This is a genomic window from Psychrobacter luti (genome assembly GCF_014192115.1).
Taxonomy (GTDB): domain Bacteria; phylum Pseudomonadota; class Gammaproteobacteria; order Pseudomonadales; family Moraxellaceae; genus Psychrobacter; species Psychrobacter luti.
Genome location: NZ_JACHXL010000002.1, coordinates 26,400 through 46,716 on the forward strand (window position 1 = coordinate 26,400; position 20,317 = coordinate 46,716).

Genomic DNA, 20,317 nt, shown 5'->3' on the forward strand with positions numbered 1-20,317 from the left:
TCCAGCTCGTTTAAAACTGACTATTTGCTATACTAATGCCCATCTCAGTATTCAGATATAACTCTCATAAAACATTCAGGAAAGTACGGTAATCTTATGAAATTTTCAAAGTTCGGTCAAAAATTTACCCAGCCAACTGGCATCTCACAATTGATGGATGATTTGGGCGATGCGCTAAAAAGCGATCAGCCTATCAATATGTTGGGCGGTGGTAATCCTGCCAAAATTGATGCCGTTAATGAGCTATTTTTAGAGACCTATAAAGCGCTTGGTAATGACAACGATACGGGTGAAGCCAATAGTAGCGCGATTATTAGCATGGCAAATTACTCCAATCCGCAGGGTGATGCGGGCTTTATCGATGCTTTGGTTAGCTTCTTTAATCGTCATTATGACTGGAACCTCACCTCAGAAAATATCGCTTTGACCAATGGCTCTCAGAATGCTTTTTTCTATTTGTTTAATTTATTTGGTGGAGCGTTCCTTGATGAAAAGAGCCAAGATAAAGAAAGCCAGTCTATCGATAAATCAATTCTACTACCATTGACCCCTGAGTATATTGGCTATAGCGATGTGCATGTCGAAGGTCAGCATTTCGCAGCCGTATTACCTCATATTGATGAAGTAACCCATGATGGCGACGAAGGTTTTTTTAAGTATCGCGTGGATTTTGAAGCATTAGAGAACTTGCCAGCGCTAAGAGAAGGTCGTATCGGCGCGATTTGCTGTTCGCGTCCGACCAACCCAACGGGAAATGTGTTGACCGATGAGGAGATGGCACATTTGGCTGAGATTGCCAAGCGCTATGACATACCGTTAATTATTGACAATGCTTACGGTATGCCCTTCCCTAATATCATCTATTCAGACGCGCATTTAAACTGGGATAATAATACGATTCTTTGTTTTAGCCTGTCTAAAATTGGCTTGCCCGGTATGCGTACCGGCATTATCGTTGCCGATGCGAAAGTCATCGAAGCGGTTAGCGCGATGAATGCGGTGGTGAATCTAGCGCCAACACGCTTTGGCGCAGCGATTGCGACGCCATTGGTGAACGATGACCGTATCAAGCAGTTAGCTGATAATGAGATTAAACCCTTTTATCAAAAGCAAGCCACATTAGCGGTAAAGCTTTTAAAAGAAGCGTTGGGTGATTATCCTTTAATGATTCATAAGCCTGAGGGCGCGATATTCTTATGGCTGTGGTTTAAGGATTTACCGATTAGCACTTCTGAGCTGTATGAAATTCTCAAAGAAAAAGGCACGCTTATCGTACCGAGTGAATACTTCTTCCCTGGTGTCGATGTTAGCAATTATCAGCATGCACATGAATGTATTCGTATGAGTATTGCCGCTGACGAACAGACCTTAATAGATGGTATTAAAGCCATTGGTGAAGTGGTGTGTAAGCTTTATGATGAGGCTAATAGTCAGAACTATTAAAGCTTTTATTAAGCAAAGCATTAATGATAGAAATAAAAAAACGGACTTATCAATAGTCCGTTTTTTTCTGCCGTTTAATCATAGGTTTGACGGTATTGATTGATTGAAACATCTTTGTCCATACGGTAAAGCCGTAGATTATATAGGACAGCAGGCAGGTATTAATCAAATCACGAATGCTTGCTTTTAGCTCTGTGCTGCCTATCGCTGTAATACCCAGCTCGGTAATCGTCTGGCGATTATCCAAATATTCGCCCAGCAAAGCGATGGCAGTCACCATTATCAAAGCAATAAAACCTCTAACACTGTATTTTTTAAAAATTGGACGCATCAGAATTAAGCTTAATAGGTAGACACTAATGCCCACATACATATGTAAAGCATCTTTGTCTAATCCTGTGGCATCGACGACACCGTTTTTGAAAAGATAGAAGTCCACGATTTTATTCCGTGTATAAGAGATAGAAAACAACTGAATATAAATAAAAAGCAACTAAGTATAAATTGAAAATAAAAAAGGTAGATTACGCATTTGCTAACCTACCTTCCTATTTAATCGAAGCTGTTCAATCAAAACTGTCCAATCAAACATGTAATACATGCTTTTTAGATATTCCAATCTACAAAATTCTTTAACAGCTGTAAGCCCGCTGTGTGGCTTTTTTCTGGGTGGAATTGGGTCGCAAATAAGTTGTCTTGCAAAATACTGGCACAAAACGGCTGACCGTAGTCACAAACGGCAGCCACTTGCGAGCTGTCGGCTGGCGCGCAGTAGTAGCTATGTACAAAGTAAAAGTGCGCATTATCCTCGATACCATTCCACAGCGGATGGGCAAAATCCATACCGTTAATAGTATTCCAGCCCATGTGCGGCACTTTAATGGTTGCCCCTTGCTCATCTTTCCACGTGGGGTCAAATGCTTCTACGCTGCCATCTAAGACGCCCAAGCATTCTGTACCACCATTCTCAGCGGACTGCCCGAACAACGCCTGCATGCCAACACAGATGGCCATGACGGGCTTATTAAATATCGCCTGACGTATGACCTCATCAATACCGGCCTCCTGCATGCCAGCAATACAATCACGCATCGCACCGACACCGGGGAAAAAAACCTTATCAGCAGCCGCGACCACTTTTGGGTCATTGGTGATAGAGACGTCTGCACCTACCGCTGCTAGTGCCTTGCTGGCTGAGTGCAAGTTACCCATGCCATAATCTAATAATGCAATCTTTGTGGTTCGGCTCATCTAAAAAGCCTCTTTGGTCGATGGCAAGGTATTCAGCGCACGCTCATCATATTCGCAAGCCATACGTAGTGCACGAGCAAACGCTTTAAACGTAGATTCGATTTGGTGATGGCTGTTTTTGCCTTTAAGATTATCCAAATGCACCGTCATCCATGAATGGTTGACGAAGCCGTAGAAAAATTCGCTAAATAAATCGACATCGAAGTTACCGACATGCGAGCGAGTAAAAGGAATGTCCATATGCAAACCAGGACGTCCTGACAAATCAACAACCGCGCGCGTCAATGACTCATCAAGTGGCGCATAAAAGTGCCCATAACGACGGATGCCCTTTTTATCACCCAATGCTTTATTGAATGCTTGTCCAAGGGTAATGCCAGTATCTTCGACACTATGGTGATCATCGATAAAGGTATCACCGGTGCATTTGATGTCTAAGTCAAACAAACCGTGACGCTTGATTTGATCAATCATATGGTCTAGAAATGGCACGCCAGTATCTACAGTTCCTTGTCCCGTTCCATCAAGATTGACGGCGCAAGTTACTTGCGTTTCAGCAGTATTTCGCTCAACGGTGGCGATACGGGCTGGGCGACCATGTAAATTTAGATTTGCAGATTGGTTTTGCCCAGTTGTATCGGCGGTATTAGTTGTCGTCGTAGAATTGGCAGTCATGGCTACTCTCTATAAATGAAAAGCGGTCAATAAAATAGGGCGAAAAAGCGCCCAAGTCATTCTTACTAGCGTCTAAAACAGATCATAAAGTAATTAAGCTAAAAACAGGTTTAATACTTATTCAAAACACCTATTAAAAAAACCCAAACATTAGGCTTTTTGCATAAAAAGCCTCGTCTATCTTCATCATAGCAAACCCTAGCATTTACTGCCACGACCAAGCAGTAAACCACGCACAAAATCCTATCATTCTGCTAAAATAGTGAGTTCAGTATTATCAATCATGAACCGCACCGACTCTACAATGCTACACTCGATGCCACGCTGTATCACCTTGTAGCAACCGATTATTTATAGGAACTGATTATGCCTTTAGAAGCGATCGCCATCAACAGCTTGGATGCGCCACTGATTAAAAAACCTGCGCGTGAAAACGAACTATCCGAGCGCCTGCATGCCTTATATGACAGCGATGAGAACCAGCCAAGTGGCGCAGAGGTACTTAACCTCATTGAGCAAGGGTTTAAGCGTGGTCAAACCCTGTATGTCGGTATGTTCAATGACAAGCCTATTGCCGCGGTTGCCTGCTTTGATGATGGACAAACTGATGCTAAGCGCTTGCAATATCTCACTGTGCATACGCAAAATCGTGGTCGCGCTATCGATGCTAAGTTTATCAAACTGGTCTATGATGCCGAAGTGAAAAAAGGCGTGCGCGAGTTTGTCCCAGTCGATGCCGATATTCATCGTATCATGAGCGAGTATGAGCTCCTGCGCGTTAAGGATTAAATACGAGGTTAAAACCTTATATTTGTCTCATATTCGATTATTTATGCGCTTTTTTCGCTTATTATGCAAAAAGCGCTTGACAGTAACGGCTATATTTAGTTTAATAGCGCCTCAACGAAGACGGCTCGATAGCTCAGTCGGTAGAGCAACGGATTGAAAATCCGTGTGTCGGCAGTTCGAACCTGCCTCGAGCCACCATTCGTTTAAGCATTCTAAAAAGCCCCAAACATCACTGTTTGGGGCTTTTTTTATGTTTAATTTATAATTAAAGTCACGATCACACCTACCAATCACACCTGATACTTGCACTAATACATAACACTTTTAGGCTATTTTTAAACCAAACACTCTCTCTATACTAAAACAACCAATTAGCTGCGAGGGGTAGAAACCATGAGAGAGTTTGATTATGATTTGGATTATAAAAACCTAGACTTGCGCGCGCAGCCTGAGCTGTATCGCGTCGGTCGCGGTGAACAAGGGGTGTTATTGGTAGAGCCTTATAAATCCGAAATCCTGCCGCACTGGCGCTTTGCTACGCCTGATATTGCGCTTGAGAGTAGCGAGATTATTTATCAGATGTTTTTGGATTATCTGGCTGCCGATGACTTTGTTGGTGCCGATATGGCGCGCAAGTTTATCCAAATGGGCTATACCCGTGCGCGCCGCTATGCCAATCACAAAGGCGGCAAAAAGTATAAAGGGCCAGTACCTGATGATAAAAAAGGTCAAAGCGGTGCGCATGGACGCGAAGAGCTCCCACGGCAAGAGGAAGATCCGATTAAAGCAGAATCTGCCCGTATTTTTAAAAAAAAATGGGATGAGTGCCGTAAAAATGGAACTTACTTAAAGATGAAAGCGGAGCATCGTGAACGCTATAAAGAGGTTAATTAATTGAGCATAACCGCGTTTTGATGGCTTCTTATGTTATGGTTAAAACATGAATCTAAGAAACAGACGTGATAACCCGAAAGGCGAGAAATAATGGATAAGCAGCTTTTAATTTTTGACTTTGATGGCACCTTAATTGATAGCGTACCAGATTTGGCAGATGCAACTAACACTATGCTAACCACCCTTGGTAAAGAGACCTACTCTATTGACAGCATACGCAACTGGGTCGGCAATGGCTCAAGAATGCTGGTCGAGCGCGCATTGGTAGGTAAGATAGAAGTCTTAGAAGGTGAGTTAACAAAGGCAGAAGCCGATCACGCCGAGCAAGTATTTTTTGAGGCTTATAACAATATTAGCGGTAGTAAAACCGTCGCCTACCCAGATGTAGATAGCGGACTAAAAAAACTCAAAGCTGCGGGCTATACGTTGGCATTAGTGACCAATAAGCCCATTCGTTTCGTCCCCAAAATCTTGCAATCTTTTGGCTGGCAGGATTTATTTAGTGAAGTATTGGGCGGTGATAGTTTACCAGTGAAGAAACCAGATCCTGTGCCGTTATTGCATGTCTGTGAAGCATTGAATGTTGCTCCAACGCAGGCGGTGATGATTGGCGATTCAAGAAACGATATCTTAGCCGGACAAAACGCCAATATGGATACGCTTGGGCTATCTTATGGTTATAACTATGGGCAAGATATTCGTGAGCTCAACCCTACTGCAGCATTTGATGATTTTGCTACATTGGTTAAATACCTTTTAAAAAAGTAAATGATACATAATTGAACTTCAAGTAAGCTACTTACTACGATAACTCAGCGCCTCTGATACATGAGCACTGGTAATATCTGTACTATCAGCCAAATCAGCAATGGTACGCGCGACGCGCAATACGCGATGATAACCACGGGCAGATAGATTAAGACGTTGCTGAGCGAGCTGTAATAACTGCTGCTCACCCTCTCCTAACTGAATATATTTATCAATCTCGCTAGGGCTCAGCTCATTATTGACCTTTTTTTGGCGCTTTAATTGCTGCTTATGCGCAGCAGCGACCCGAATTCGTACCTGTGCAGAGGTTTCGCCAGCTTGAGCATTTTGCAAATCGGCTATTGGCAGTGCTGGCACGGTAATATGCAAGTCAATGCGATCAAGTAATGGTCCTGACAGCTTATCTTGATAGCGCTTGATTTGCTCAGGTCGGCAGCGACATCTTCCTGAACCGTCGCCATCATAGCCACACGGGCAAGGATTCATTGCCGCTACCAATTGAAAGTTTGCGGGAAAAGTAAGCTGTGAGTTTGCACGGCTAATGGTAATTTGCTTGGCTTCCAACGGCTGACGTAAAACTTCTAACACCGTACGGTCAAACTCTGGTAATTCATCCAAAAACAAAACACCTTTATTCGCAAGGGTAATTTCACCAGGTTTGGGACGTGAGCCACCACCGACCAAAGCAACAGCAGATATAGTGTGATGGACTTGGCGAAATGGCCGCGTACCATAATCGTAGTCGCTGTCTGCCACTGAATAGGTACTAGCGACTTCTAACGCGTCCTCATCACTCAAATCAGGCAAGATAGTCGGTAGCCTTGATGCCATTAACGTCTTGCCCGAACCGGGTGGCCCTGTAAACAATAGTGAATGACCACCGGCGGCGGCAATCTCTAACGCGCGCCTGGCATGATGTTGACCTTTCACATCCGCCAAATCCACCTGATAACCAATATGCTGCTGCGCCGGACTGGGTGTGACTATCTCTAACCTCTCAGTGGTTACGCTTGGGTCTGCTAACGATTGCAAGTGGTCACAAACCGATTTTAGGCTTTGAGCACCTAATATCTCTATGCCTTCAACACGGCTGGCTTCCGAGCCATTATTAATCGGTACTATTAATTGACGTAATTGCCGTAACTGGCGCGGCGCTTGTTCATCAGCTGTTGTAGACTTTGCCACTAGTGACTCTGCTTTCATTGCCCGAGCAACTGCCAAGCTACCACTCACCTGCCGCAACTCACCATTCAATGCTAACTCGCCGATAAACTCAAACCCTGACAGCACTTCTGGCTCAAGTTGCCCGCTTGCCGATAAAATACCGATGGCAATCGGCAAATCTAGCCTTGCACCATCTTTTGGTAAGTCTGCTGGTGCTAAATTAATCGTCAAGCGTCGATTAGGAAATTGAAAGCCTGAATTCAGAATCGCCGAGCGTACCCTATCTTTACTCTCACGTACAGCAGCGGCGGGCAAACCGACAATAGTCAACGCTGGCAAGCCTTGTGATAAATGCACCTCGATAATCACTTGCGGGGCATGCAGTCCGACGACTGAGCGCGTATAGACTTGGGCAAACGACATGAGCGTTTCCTAACATAGAGATTTATCGATAATAGAGTATTATCAATCAGTGCGCAAATGTCGTGTTTTAATTTTTATTAATTAGTCTCATAGATGTTTCAGCGCCAGCGAAATATCCACACAAGCCGTTGGGGAAGTGATTAAATTGAGGCAATAGTCATAGCCAAATCGTTAAGAATTATAAAAAAGACTTTAGGGCAATCGTGAGGTTTTTCTTATTTTAGATAACAATACAACTTTATGGGTATATACGAAAACCTGCCATCCATGCCACTATAACCAATGATTTGTTATACTGCTTATTACTTAAATGGCGATTTATACAGTTAAACCGAGGAATCTCGCATGTCAGAACCATCCGATATCCATAGCGACCAAAAGTCTTTCGCTCATGCCAGTGAGCAGCCGACCATGGTACGCCCTGTGACGCAGCCGGACAATCCGTATGCCAGTACCCGTGGCAGCATTACCAGTAAGCAGCTGCCAGCATTTGATGAGGAGATTATTAATAAATATAATCGTTCTGGGCCTCGCTATACTTCTTACCCAACCGCTTTAGAGTTTTCACCAATGCCAGTAGGGCTTGAGACCAAAATCCTGCAAGAGCGCGAAGCCCATGCACCGCTATCGCTGTATTTCCATATTCCGTTTTGTCGGCACCTTTGCTATTACTGTGCTTGTAATAAAATCATCACCAAAAAAAACAGCGATGCCGGTGATTATTTAGAATATTTGATAGCGGAAATTAAGCACAAACGTAGCTTATTACAAACACCAGAAGACGGTAAAAAGCCACTGGTCAAACAGCTGCATTTCGGTGGTGGTACGCCAACCTTTTTACAAGATAATGAGTTAATACAACTTTGGGAGTTTTTGCAAACCCAGTTTGAGTTTTTGCCAGAAGATCAAGGCGATTACTCTATTGAAATCGACCCGCGCGAGTTAGGTGACGAGACACTAAAAGTGCTACGTAACTTGGGTTTTAACCGCGTGAGTTTGGGCGTGCAAGACTTAGATGAAAAAGTACAAATCGCCGTTAACCGTATAAATTCTGCTGAACTTATTGAAAATGTACTTGCTGAGGCGCGCGCGCTGGGCTTCCATTCTACTAACGTTGATCTGATTTACGGCTTACCGCATCAAACGCCTGAAACTTTGGATACAACGGTACGCCGCATTATTGAGATGGCGCCTGATCGCTTGTCGGTATTTAATTATGCCCATCTGCCTGAGCGTTTTAAATCTCAACGCCAGATTAAAGAAGAAGACTTACCGACGCCAGCCGCCAAACTTACGATGCTCGGCAATACCATCAATACCTTAACCGAAGCCGGTTATCAATATATTGGTATTGACCATTTTGCCAAACCTGATGATGAGCTCGCCATTGCCCAGCGCGAAGGCAAACTACATCGCAATTTTCAGGGTTACACCATCATGGGTGATTGCGATTTATTGGGCTTTGGGGTGTCGTCAATCAGTCAAATCTCTAATGCTAATAGCAGCTATATCTTGCAAAACCATACTGATTTGCAAGTCTATAAAGAGAATATCGACGCAGCACGTAATAACCCAACCCTCATGCCCGCTATTAATGTGATTAAGACCTCGATTAAAGATCGCTTACGTGAATACGTGATTATGAACTTACTCTGTCACGACTATATGGATTTTCGAGATATCAATCAGAAATTTGGTATCGATGCCATTACCTACTTTATCGATGAAATCCAACAGTTGGGTGAAATGCAACAGGACCGCTTGATTGATATGGATGCTGCTGGTATTCGCGTATTACCCAGAGGTCGTCTATTAGGTCGTAATGTCGCCATGGTATTTGATGAATACCTTGAGAAAAAACATAAAAACCGCTTCTCTAAGGTTATCTAAGGTCATCTAAAATATACTGAGTCAATATTTAACAATAAAAAAGACCTCACTTGTATGAGGTCTTTTTTATTGTCAGTAGTAAGAATAAATAGTTAAGAATAATTAGTTAAGAATAGGTGGTTAAGAATAAATAATTACGAAAAATCACGCTACGCTACTCTATTCAGTCGGCATCACGATATATAAGCGATTGGCATCTTCTATCGTTTTATCTTTATCGAGATACTTTTGCTCAACCGTACTTTTTGGGTTGATGACCTCTGAATCAGTCATGGCAAAATCATCATCATTGAGCAAACCTAATGAGCCATCTTTTCGTAACCATAAGCCTTCAAGCTTATCATGCGGATAGTTTAAAGTAGCCAACACATCGACGACCAAGGTTTTTTTAACAGGTTTTATGTTTATTTCTTCAAGCATTTGCCAGTTTCTTTCGTCAGCGGCAATCAACTGCTCAAGCGTTTGTCCATTGACTAGCAAGCCAAGTGTTTCATCTTGCTTAACATTCTCATCATTTAAAATATTTTCAATATCTGTTGCTTGCGAGATATCGATTTTGTAGATTAGTTTTTGCGCTGATTTATCTTGTAGTGGGAACTTACGATCATGCTCAATCAAGTAAAATTCATGATTACTCAAGGCAACGATGCCAGAAGTCACGTGCTCCGCTTTATCTAATCGATATAGATATTGGGCTATTTGCCCCGAAACCAAATTAATCGTCACAATGCGCACCAAAGAAGACAGACGCCCTGACTTATCAGGATTGTCCATAGAGGACTCCATGATACCAACAAGCGTCGTTTGGTCTGGCATAATCGTCAATGATTCCATGCCGCGATTGGCACGACGCTTGGTAAATTCTGTCGGTAACAGAACCTGCTGACCGTTGATAATTACATTATTACGCTCATCATTGGCAAAGGCGTTGATACGCTCAATCTCTACCCCATTGGCATCATAATGCACAAGGTGTGGACCATATTCATCACTGACCCAAAAGCTGCCATCTTTGAGCGCTGCCAGCCCTTCAGGATCCAAGCCATTGATATCGGTTTTAATCGGATTGGTCACCGCATCAAAAGGTAAATTTGGATTAACCATCATCGGCTGACCATTGATATCATAAGGTACTTCATTGGTGCCGCCCAGTCCCTTATGATTCGGTAACCCAGAGATGGGATTGCCCTGACTGTCTTTAAGCAGCAGCTCTTTTACTTTGATAATTTTGCCGTCAGCTTGCAATTCAAACAACCCAATAGACGGCGTATAATTTGGCACAAGAAACTGCTTACCCTTGCCAGCAATCCCGTCAAAATCTGCATTAGGACCACGATCGGTAAGGGCATAAAATTGATTGGCATTGGTTGGATGTGCCGCCGCATCTGAACCGTAGCCGCCACCGCGAATCTCTAATTTCTGCTCAGGATAAGCGGCATTGATATGCGTCGCATCAAGTACGGTATAAGGCAATAGGCTGCCTTGCGGAAATTCATTTATAGCAATAATTGCAGCATTCATATCTTGCTTGGTCACTATTATTTTCCTTATACATTTATTTTATAGGCATATTTTTATTATTGAACAAAAAGAACATCGTATGCTAAAAAACCACTGACCTGATTATGGGTAAATTAAAGTTAAAAAAATAGCCAGCACGTAAAACGCTCACTGACTATTTTTACTTGTTGGCTACTTTTAAGAGTTACTTCTATAACAGCTTAAAATATGCCTGATTAAACTTTAAGCTTATCGCCAACCATACCTTTAATAGTGCTTAAAATATCAGCTGGTAACACCACCATTTTCGCGTTATCCGATTCTGCTAACTGGCGAATCGACTTAATATATTGCTCACCCAATAGATACACAATCGGCATTTCTTCCGTGCCCATCGCCGCGGTAATAAGGCGAATAGACTCTTCTGAGCCTTTTGCCAGTACCACCTGTGCTTCAGCATCACGACGTGAAGCTTCCAAACGACCATCAGCCTCTAAGATAGCCGCTTGCTTTTGACCATCAGCACGAGTCACAGTCGCACGACGTAAACGCTCTGCCGCCGCTTGTTCTTCCATCGACGCTTGCATGGTCTGCGAAGGGTTAATATCTTGGATTTCTACAGTTTTTAGGGTAATACCCCAATCGGCAATATCTTCTGAGATGGCATGTTTTAGCTTGGTTTTTATTTCATCACGGCTCGACAAGGCGCTGTCTAAATCCATCTCACCAATGATTGAGCGCAAAGACGTCTGTACCAAATTTCGAATACCATACTCATAATCTTCGATACCATAAACAGCTTTATCAGGACGGACAATATTAATATAAGCAACGGCGTTGGCGATAATCACCACGTTATCTCGGGTAATAACCTCTTGTGAAGGAATATCAAGCACGATGTCTTTGGTTGTGACTTTATAAGCGACATTATCGACATAAGGAATAATAATATTGAGTCCAGGCTCTAGGGTTTGGCTATATTTACCCAGTCTCTGCACCACCCATTTATAGCCTTGCGGGACAATGCGCACCCCTTTAAACACTGTAAACACAACCAATGCAATCAATACCACCATCACAATACTAAAACTTTCCATGTTCCACCCCTATTATTCTGCTTAACTATTTTTATTAATAACCGCTTGCGATGTCATCGTACTGACAATCAGCTCATTACCGACGATATCTGTCACTATCACCCGATCACCAACAGCTACTTGCTCGCCTCTGGTACGGCACATCCACTCGGCAGCTCCAACGATAGGTACGCTAAAACGCACCGTACCTGCTCTCTCAGGTTGCGGAGCGACGATAATCATACCGGTCTCACCGATAATCACACTACCGCCCAAGCCCGCTTTGGTGCGATCGACAGACAAGGGTTTGATAAACTTAAACCATGCTAATAAGAAGATAGCTGAAAGTACCAACCAAATAATAATTTGGACAGAGACAGGGATAGGAAGTAACCATGAGAGGGCAGCAACGATAATAGCGGCTGCCCCAAACCAAAGGCTGGCAAACGTCGGTACAAACATCTCGACGATAAGCAGCACAAAGCCTAATACGAGCCAGTGCCAAGGTTCAATCATCCAAAGCATCTCCATTACTGTCATATTCCCTATTCTGGCCAATCTAGCTTTCAATGTAGCACATTTTGTTATCAAACAACGCCTTAAAAGTTATACGCATAAAAAAACGACCACCGCAGTGATCGTTTTTATTTATTTAACCGACTTAACTTTTAAAATATCACAGCTAAAACTCTAAACTAATACTAGAATTTGAAATGTGCACCTAAAGTAAATCCATTAGCATCTATATCTTCATCACCATCCCAATCAATCGTAGGATAAATATTGTATAAAGCTTCAATACTTGCCATAGGACTTAAGTTATAACCTATGCCTAAGCTACCGGCTACACCAGTATCAGAAAAGCTAGCACTGTCACTATCGCTTGGAAGAATTTTATCAGTATAGTCTACGTCAATTTTGTTTTTTGCTATACCTAAACGGCCTTTAACATAGAGTGCTGTACTTGGAAAAGTATAGTCGTAAGTACCATATACTCCATATACATCAGCACTATATTCTGATTTTTCAAAGCGATCTTCATATGCATCAGTATCGCTAGTAGTTAGGTACTCAGCCTCAATACCAAACTCTGGTGTAAATTTATAGCCACCATAAACACCATACGATACAGCGTCATCTTCTGCTTCATCTGGGCTATACTGACCGATTTTTACACCAGCGTACGGCTGACCTGCATAGTTAAGTGCCGCTTGCGCGCTTACACTCATCAAAGAACCAACTGATAATGCGAGCAAAGCTTTTTGTAGAGTATTCATATACGTTCCTATTAAATAAAATACAATTTGGATGAATATTACAAAGCATACAAATTGATTCAACTATTGTTGGACGCGCAATACTAACAGAACGGTTTCCATAATGCTTGTTTTTTTAATGACGCTTACAGCACTTTTTCTTTTCGCATAAAAAAACGACCACCGAAGTGATCGTTTTTTTATTTTACTAACTATTTAAGCTATTACTAATTAAAGAACTTAAGATTCAAATAATTAGAATTTAAGTTGTGCACCAACGGTCATAAGATCAACATCACTACCTAACTTGTCATACTCAGCTTCAACGCTGAAGTTAGGGTTTACTGAATATCCAAGACCCACACCACCAGCTAGGCTAGTATCACTATCCGAAAAGTTTTGTGTCAAAGTATTTTTGCCTTCCACTTCAGTTTTAGCAACACCTAGCTTACCTTTAGCATATAGACCAGTGTTTGGGAAAGCATAACGGTATGTACCGTAAGCACCATAAGACTTGGCATCTACGTCACCATTTTGGCCAAAGCTACTATAATCAGCATCATCTGAGCCTACGTATTCAGCTTCAATACCGAAGTTAGGATCAAAGTTATAACCGCCATATATGCCATAAGCTGTTGGTTTATCGGTACCAGCATAATCCAAGTCAAATTGACCGACTTTTACGCCGACGTATGGTTGGCCAGTATAGCCGTTACCATAAGATACAGCTGCTTGTGCACCCATGCTTACTAAAGAACCAGCGGCTAGTGCAAGTAGAGTTTTTTGTAGAGTTTTCATATGTAGCTCCTTAAAATCAATTTGGACAAACAAGTTATTTATTTATTTGGGCTTTTTAGCCATATCGCCTTGTTTGCTAACGATGTATACATAGTAACAAACTATGTCAAAGACTCTGTCAGTGTTTAATGGTAAGAAAGTTAAGTTTTGCAAGTGTTTATCAGCACTAGAGTTACAAAGGCCGATATATGAAATCTTTTGTTACAACCACCGGTTTTGGGTAATACTTCCTACTCATTGGCTCTGACTAGCTTCATAAAATAAAAAACGCACCCCAAAGGATGCGTTTTTTATTCAACAACTAGACTTAATAACTTAAGCAGTAGAATTATTTTTTATCTTCTTCTACTTCAGTAAACTCAGCATCAACGACATCGTCATCTGCTTGATTACTTTCGCCTGCATTGTCCGCGCCTTGTTGGAACTGGCTTGGATCCATACCTTCTGCACCAGCGCCGCTATCTGCATAGATTTTTTGGCTAACTGGCAAGAATGCATTGTCTAATGCTTCAAGCTTGGCTTTGATCTCATCGTGGTCATCTTCTTTAGCAGCCGCTTCAAGCTCAGAGATAGCCGTTTCTACTGTTGATTTCTCATCTTCAGTAACTTTATCTTCAGCGTCTTTCAATGCTTTTTGTACTGCATGGATACGACCATCTGCTTCGTTACGCACTTGAGCTAGGTTAGCAAATTTCTCGTCTTCTGCTGCATTGGCTTCTGCATCACGAACCATTTGTTCGACTTCTTCATCCGACAAGCCAGAATCCGCTTTAATCTGGATACTTTGCGCTTTACCAGTACCTTTGTCTTTCGCTGAGATGTTCATGATACCGTCAGCGTTGATGTCAAAGGTAACTTCGATTTGTGGTAGACCACGCGGTGCTGGTGGAATATCCGTCAAGTCAAAACGACCAAGCTGTTTATTTTGGTTAGCAATTTTACGCTCACCTTGATAAACCTGAATCGTTACTGCTGGCTGATTGTCTTCTGCCGTTGAGAATACCTGTGATTTCTTAGTCGGAATCATGGTGTTTTTCTCAATGATTGGCGTCATGACACCACCCATTGTTTCAATACCTAGCGTCAATGGTGTTACGTCAAGCAATAGAACGTCAGTTTTGTCACCAGACAATACCGCGCCTTGAATCGCAGCACCAGCGGCAACCGCTTCGTCAGGGTTCACGTCTTTACGTGGCTCTTGACCGAAAAACTCTTGTACTTTTTGCTGTACCAGAGGCATACGTGTCTGACCACCTACCAAGATAACGTCATCGATATCGCCGATTTTTAGACCAGCATCTTCTAGAGCTGTTTTACAAGGACCCATGGTACGTTGTACTAGCTCTTCAGTTAAGCTCTCAAGTTTTGAACGGCTGATAGTCACAACCAAATGCTTAGGACCACTGCTATCAGCAGTGATATATGGCAAGTTCACTTCAGTGCTTTGGGCACTTGATAGCTCAATTTTTGCTTTTTCTGCAGCTTCTTTTAGACGCTGCATCGCAAGAGAATCACCTTTTAAGTTGACGTCTTGGTCTTTTTTGAACTCGGCTACTAAAAAGTCAATTAACGCTGAGTCAAAGTCTTCACCACCAAGGAATGTATCACCGTTGGTTGCTAGTACTTCAAATTGCTGCTCGCCATCAACGTCAGCGATTTCAATGATTGATACGTCAAAAGTACCACCACCCAAGTCATAAACAGCAACGGTGCTATCGCCTTGCTTTTTATCCATACCATAAGCAAGAGCAGCGGCAGTTGGTTCGTTGATGATACGTTTTACATCAAGACCCGCAATTTTACCCGCATCTTTGGTTGCTTGACGCTGTGAGTCATTAAAGTAAGCAGGTACAGTGACTACTGCTTCAGTAACCGCTTCACCAAGATAATCTTCTGCTGTTTTTTTCATTTTTTTCAAGATTTCAGCAGAAACCTGTGGTGGTGCTAGTTTTTTACCGTTGATTTCTACCCATGCATCACCGTTATCTGCTTTGGCGATTTTGTAAGGCACCATGCCGATGTCTTTTTGCACGACTTTGTCATCAAAACGACGACCAATCAGACGCTTAATGGCAAATAGCGTATTGTTTGGGTTGGTGACCGCTTGACGCTTAGCTGACTGACCAACAAGGATCTCGTCATCTTTATAAGCGACAATCGATGGCGTGGTACGTGTACCTTCAGCATTTTCGATGATTTTAACTTTATCACCTTCCATCACTGCCACACATGAGTTAGTTGTACCTAAATCAATACCAATTACTTTACCCATAATTAATTGCTCCTAATTTATTTTTAAATAAAAATATCTATATCATCAGACCCTAGACTATGAAAACTATCAACATCTAGTCGGTCACTTGTTGCTTTATATCGGTTTAAGGCTTCGTTTTTTCAAGTCAATCCACAGCTAAATATTGCCTTTTGTGTGATTTTTTGTGTAAAACCTTATTAATAATAGGGTTTAGTACAATTAAAGACTTATTTTTTAAATACTAATACCTTAAATCTTCTGTATTTGATTGCTATTGGCCAACGCGTACCATCGCTGGGCGCAAAAGACGACCGTTTAAGCTATAGCCTTTTTGCAAGACCGTACCTACCGTATCGGCTGGCGCATCGGCATCGATACCGACCGCTTCATGTAAATCAGCGTTAAATTTCTCGCCTTGAGGCTCTACGACTTCAACGCCATTTTTATTCAACACGTCTAACAACGCTTTATGAGTTAGTCTTACCCCTTCAGTGACAGGGTCATCGGCATGAGCGTTTTCGATAGCACGCTCTAAATTATCGACTACTTCTAATAGCTCTTTGGCGAATTTCTGCAGGGCAAATCTTTTGCTTTTATCAGCTTCTTGTTCCATGCGTTTTTGCGCGTTGTATGCTTCGGCATTGGCGCGAGCGGTGCCTTCTTTAGCTTGCTTGACTTCACCTTCTAGCTCAGCGATACGCGCTTTAAACGTATCTAAATCGATATCGTTTGCAATCGTGCTCTCTGCACCCGAATTATTTTGCGGATCAAACTCTTGCAAGGTTTCATTTAAAATACTGTCATCGTGTTCGACATTATGGTGTGAAACATTGTCGTGTGGCATATTTTGCTCATTAGATTCGTGGTTATTATTCTGCTCGCTCATGATAGCTCCTTAGTAGGGATATAATTATTAATGGGGTTGTTAACATAATAACGATAGATTAAAAAACGCAATAAATCAGCTACTGGCTAGCCAAACTGTGCTTCTCTCCATCGCTTACTTAATAGGTTTATCGGCTCTTAAGAATCATCTCGCCGTTATCACTCACTTTTTTATCAATCACGGATTTTTAGCAATCGCTTTTTTAACCTCTTCTGATAGCTGCTTGATAAAGGTGATGAGGGTAAATTTCAAGCCTAATCTGAGGAATTTTTCTCGATACTCATTAATGTCGGGATAATACCTACCAACTATGCCCTAAAATAATCACATTGCCCTTACGCTTATTGTCAATAAGTGGTTAATTTCGCTAACAAAACCAACAAAACACTGTCAGTTATTCCAAATAAATTACTATTCACTCCTAAACCATTACCAAAGAATACTCAACTTTATTTCCACTTATCATATGATGGCTGCAAATATTATCTATCATTTATAGGAGGTGTTATGCCTAATTCAACAGTATTATCAATAAACACCTTACTTAATAAAGCAGTGAGGTCACTTAAGCTGACGGCTTTGGCTCAAGAAAAGCCTGAAAGTGCACGTGATAGCTCTTTAAACAGTCATGAACTAGAAAACTTACAGACTTTACCAATAAAAAATGCAGAGTTTATAATCAGCACTGATGATAAGCCATTATCCATTAAAGATAAGGCGCTTTATTACAATCTAATAACCAGCTATCAGCCGCATCTACTGCATTACGCTATGAAAGGCATCGGTTGCTTACCAGAGTCAGTATTAGAAAGTTTGGTCGGTTATTTGGATGGACCAACCGCCAAGCAATACGAACACGTTGATGCCCATTTGCGCTTAATCCTTGCAGTCAATAGCAAGCTTAAAACGCCATTACACCTTGTAGACATGGTCGAGTTGCGTAAACGCTTTGCGGCCGACGTCGTTGCGATGCAAGCGCCAACCGTCTGGCAACAGCCAAGCTCTACCTTATTTAGCAGTATTAAACCCTTTACCAAAAAAGATGGCCCTACCGTAGAGTGGGAAGACAAAACCATTGCCAATGCTGATGATGGCGACATGACCATTCGTTGCTATCAAAAACAAGCGAATACAGCAGGGTTTAGCTTTAAAAAGAAATCCAAATATAATCCTGATGAAACCGTGATGTTATTTTTTCATGGCGGTGGATTTTGTATCGGTGATGTCGACACCCATCATGAATTCTGTCATGCCGTTTGTGAGCAAACGGGCTGGCCGGTGGTCAGTGTTGATTATCGTCTAGCACCTGAATATCCTGCACCGACAGCGCTACGAGATTGTATTGCTGCTTATGGATGGTTGGCTGAAAACTGCCAAGCATTTGGCGCATTGCCTTCGCGTATCGTACTGGCAGGTGATAGTGCGGGCGGCGGGTTATCAACTATGGTTGCTCAACAAGTTATCACCCCGACCGCAGAAGCATGGCAAGATTTGGGCATTAATGGTCAAAAAACTTTTGAGATATTGCAGCGCATGCCATCGCCAATGGCGCAAATGCCTCTGTATCCTGTGACAGATGTTGAAAATGATTATCCTAGCTGGGAGTTATATGGCGAGGGTTTATTATTAGATCATGCCGATGTGGCGGTATTCGACGCCGCATGTTTGGAAAACAGTCCGCTACCACGCCAACATATCTTGACCTCACCTATGCTTGGTAACAATAGCCAAATCTGCCCTACTTATATTGTCGCGGCAGAATTAGATGTCTTGCGTGACGAAGCTTTTGCTTATGCTAAGCAGTTAGAGCACTATGGTGTTGCGGTCGAAACCTATACTGTCTATGGCGCACCGCATGGATTTATCCATTTTATGAGCGTCCATCAAGGGCTTGGACAGGAAACGCATCATATCATCAATAATTTTGCTAGTTTTGTACGCGAGATAATCAGCACTCAAGACTTATTAGCAGCATGACTGACTAAATAGTGGTTATGAATGATTGCTAAACATGGTTAAAACTTAGTTTGGTGGGCAGTTGAAAAGGAAGAGAAATAGAAAATATGAATAGAAATGATTTCTACTACTAAGCTAACTACTATGAGTTATCTTTACTGGTCAAAGTAATCAGCCAAATCTCAGAACGTGACCCTAAACGAAACGGTATACCCCAAAACCCATAACCTGAAGACACTACAAAATGGCCTGTGCCGATTTGCTCATATCCATAACCTAAACGATTAATGGCATTAACGATAAAATTGGCCGGAAAAACTTGACCATTATGGGTATGTCCCGAAACCTGTAAGTCTATTGGTAACTGGCTATGTGCCATAATATCGCTCGGTCTGTGATCTAACAGAATGACTGGCTCAGTGGTATTAGCTTGGTCTAGCAGCTCAGTTGTCGCTACACGCTGGCGTTTATGATTATCAAAACGTCCTAGCAGCCAAATACGCTGGCCTTGATGCGATAGACAAGTCACGTCATCGTTGAGCAACTGCACGCCAGCATCTTGTAAAGCCACACTAATCGGCTGCTCGTGACCATATAAATCATGATTGCCTAATGTCGCATAGATGCCGTACGGCAAACTGGTGACCAGTTTTGCTAAATCTTTTGCCATATTATAATCAGTGAATGCTTGCGTATTGTCGTCCATAATATCACCCGGCATCAGTAATATATCTGCTTGATGACGATTGATAAGAACATGCAATCTTGCAATAGCTTTATTGCCAAATAAGCGCCCCAAATGTAAATCACTAGCTACCACAATGCGCAGCGGATTGTTAAGTGGTTTATTGATCTTAATAGATAGCTCTCGCACTACTGGCACATAGGCACTATACAAACTGTGAATAAATAGCCCGATAAAAAATAGCAGCGCAAAAATTCGTAAGCCAATAGCGAGGATTTCTGAATAATACAATGCACTACTAGATAACTCACTTAAAAGCCAGAGCCCTGCATACAATAGACTGGTAGATAATGCGGTCAGCATCATAAAATGCATCACCAACATCCAAGCGCTTATCCAGCGATAACTATTAGCAAATAACTTTATGACGGTAAGCAGCAACAGGCTGTTGGTAATCGCAAAAACCATTATCCATGGAACGGTGTGCAATGCAGGATTGCTCCAAGGCTGTAGCCACCACTCTAAGCTGAGTGCCGCGCCGAAACTAAACAGCTGTAGCAGCACAATAATGGTAATAATAAATGCGTAGCGCATAACCGATCCTAGCAG

18 protein-coding genes and 1 tRNA gene are annotated in these 20,317 nt (G+C 42.2%); 7 read left to right on the forward strand and 12 right to left on the reverse strand.

Annotated features, from left to right (window positions below; all coding sequences use genetic code 11):
* The first annotated feature begins 96 nt into the window (after positions 1–96).
* Complete coding sequence (locus tag FHS24_RS04505) at positions 97–1,443, forward strand: valine--pyruvate transaminase (protein ID WP_183619210.1); 1,347 nt, start codon at positions 97–99, stop codon at positions 1,441–1,443.
* 49 nt (positions 1,444–1,492) lie between these two features.
* Here FHS24_RS04505 and FHS24_RS04510 read toward each other — a convergent pair whose 3' ends face one another.
* The 3 genes from FHS24_RS04510 to hisB all read right to left on the reverse strand — a co-directional run bounded on the left by FHS24_RS04510 (position 1,493) and on the right by hisB (position 3,369).
* Positions 1,493–1,882 (reverse strand): hypothetical protein, encoded by a 390-nt coding sequence (locus tag FHS24_RS04510; RefSeq protein ID WP_183619211.1) that lies wholly within the window; start codon positions 1,880–1,882, stop codon positions 1,493–1,495.
* Between the two features lie 167 nt (positions 1,883–2,049).
* Positions 2,050–2,694: an imidazole glycerol phosphate synthase subunit HisH gene (hisH, locus tag FHS24_RS04515; RefSeq protein WP_183619212.1), complete on the reverse strand. Its 645-nt coding sequence runs from the start codon at positions 2,692–2,694 to the stop codon at positions 2,050–2,052.
* Positions 2,695–3,369 (reverse strand): imidazoleglycerol-phosphate dehydratase HisB, encoded by a 675-nt coding sequence (hisB, locus tag FHS24_RS04520; RefSeq protein WP_221185016.1) that lies wholly within the window; start codon positions 3,367–3,369, stop codon positions 2,695–2,697.
* Between the two features lie 366 nt (positions 3,370–3,735).
* Between hisB and FHS24_RS04525 the strand changes: the two genes are divergently transcribed.
* The 4 genes from FHS24_RS04525 to FHS24_RS04540 all read left to right on the forward strand — a co-directional run bounded on the left by FHS24_RS04525 (position 3,736) and on the right by FHS24_RS04540 (position 5,820).
* Positions 3,736–4,158 carry an acetyl-CoA sensor PanZ family protein gene (locus tag FHS24_RS04525; protein WP_183619214.1) on the forward strand — a complete coding sequence of 141 codons (423 nt, stop codon included), beginning with the start codon at positions 3,736–3,738 and terminating at the stop codon, positions 4,156–4,158.
* Between the two features lie 122 nt (positions 4,159–4,280).
* A tRNA-Phe gene (locus FHS24_RS04530) sits at positions 4,281–4,356 on the forward strand.
* 195 nt (positions 4,357–4,551) lie between these two features.
* Entirely contained in the window at positions 4,552–5,052 is a 501-nt protein-coding gene (locus FHS24_RS04535; protein WP_183619216.1) for a DUF4385 domain-containing protein, read from the forward strand.
* 90 nt (positions 5,053–5,142) lie between these two features.
* Positions 5,143–5,820, forward strand: coding sequence for a phosphoglycolate phosphatase (locus FHS24_RS04540; RefSeq protein WP_183619218.1), 678 nt, complete (start codon positions 5,143–5,145; stop codon positions 5,818–5,820).
* Positions 5,821–5,847: 27 nt separating this feature from the next.
* Here the strand turns inward: FHS24_RS04540 and FHS24_RS04545 are convergent, their stop codons facing one another.
* Positions 5,848–7,407 (reverse strand): YifB family Mg chelatase-like AAA ATPase, encoded by a 1,560-nt coding sequence (locus tag FHS24_RS04545; protein ID WP_183619220.1) that lies wholly within the window; start codon positions 7,405–7,407, stop codon positions 5,848–5,850.
* A 345-nt stretch (positions 7,408–7,752) separates the two neighbouring features.
* Between FHS24_RS04545 and hemN the strand changes: the two genes are divergently transcribed.
* Positions 7,753–9,297, forward strand: coding sequence for an oxygen-independent coproporphyrinogen III oxidase (gene hemN / locus FHS24_RS04550; RefSeq protein ID WP_183619222.1), 1,545 nt, complete (start codon positions 7,753–7,755; stop codon positions 9,295–9,297).
* Between the two features lie 159 nt (positions 9,298–9,456).
* Here the strand turns inward: hemN and FHS24_RS04555 are convergent, their stop codons facing one another.
* The 7 genes from FHS24_RS04555 to grpE form a co-directional block, all read right to left on the reverse strand.
* A complete protein-coding gene (locus FHS24_RS04555) occupies positions 9,457–10,833 on the reverse strand; it encodes an esterase-like activity of phytase family protein (RefSeq protein WP_183619224.1) in 1,377 nt (458 codons plus the stop codon).
* A gap of 200 nt (positions 10,834–11,033) precedes the next feature.
* A complete protein-coding gene (locus tag FHS24_RS04560) occupies positions 11,034–11,894 on the reverse strand; it encodes an SPFH domain-containing protein (protein WP_183619226.1) in 861 nt (286 codons plus the stop codon).
* A gap of 21 nt (positions 11,895–11,915) precedes the next feature.
* Positions 11,916–12,389 carry an NfeD family protein gene (locus tag FHS24_RS04565; RefSeq protein ID WP_183619228.1) on the reverse strand — a complete coding sequence of 158 codons (474 nt, stop codon included), beginning with the start codon at positions 12,387–12,389 and terminating at the stop codon, positions 11,916–11,918.
* Between the two features lie 185 nt (positions 12,390–12,574).
* Positions 12,575–13,150: a porin family protein gene (locus FHS24_RS04570; RefSeq protein ID WP_183619230.1), complete on the reverse strand. Its 576-nt coding sequence runs from the start codon at positions 13,148–13,150 to the stop codon at positions 12,575–12,577.
* A gap of 234 nt (positions 13,151–13,384) precedes the next feature.
* Positions 13,385–13,927 carry a porin family protein gene (locus FHS24_RS04575; RefSeq protein WP_183619232.1) on the reverse strand — a complete coding sequence of 181 codons (543 nt, stop codon included), beginning with the start codon at positions 13,925–13,927 and terminating at the stop codon, positions 13,385–13,387.
* 328 nt (positions 13,928–14,255) lie between these two features.
* Positions 14,256–16,199 (reverse strand): molecular chaperone DnaK, encoded by a 1,944-nt coding sequence (gene dnaK / locus FHS24_RS04580; protein ID WP_183619239.1) that lies wholly within the window; start codon positions 16,197–16,199, stop codon positions 14,256–14,258.
* Positions 16,200–16,452: 253 nt separating this feature from the next.
* Positions 16,453–17,067, reverse strand: a complete 615-nt coding sequence (gene grpE / locus FHS24_RS04585) for a nucleotide exchange factor GrpE (protein WP_183619240.1) — start codon at positions 17,065–17,067, stop codon at positions 16,453–16,455.
* A 507-nt stretch (positions 17,068–17,574) separates the two neighbouring features.
* Here grpE and FHS24_RS04590 point away from each other — a divergent pair.
* Entirely contained in the window at positions 17,575–19,044 is a 1,470-nt protein-coding gene (locus FHS24_RS04590) for an alpha/beta hydrolase (RefSeq protein ID WP_183619241.1), read from the forward strand.
* A gap of 121 nt (positions 19,045–19,165) precedes the next feature.
* Here the strand turns inward: FHS24_RS04590 and FHS24_RS04595 are convergent, their stop codons facing one another.
* Positions 19,166–20,302, reverse strand: a complete 1,137-nt coding sequence (locus tag FHS24_RS04595) for a metallophosphoesterase (protein ID WP_183619243.1) — start codon at positions 20,300–20,302, stop codon at positions 19,166–19,168.
* Between the last annotated feature and the right edge of the window lie 15 nt (positions 20,303–20,317).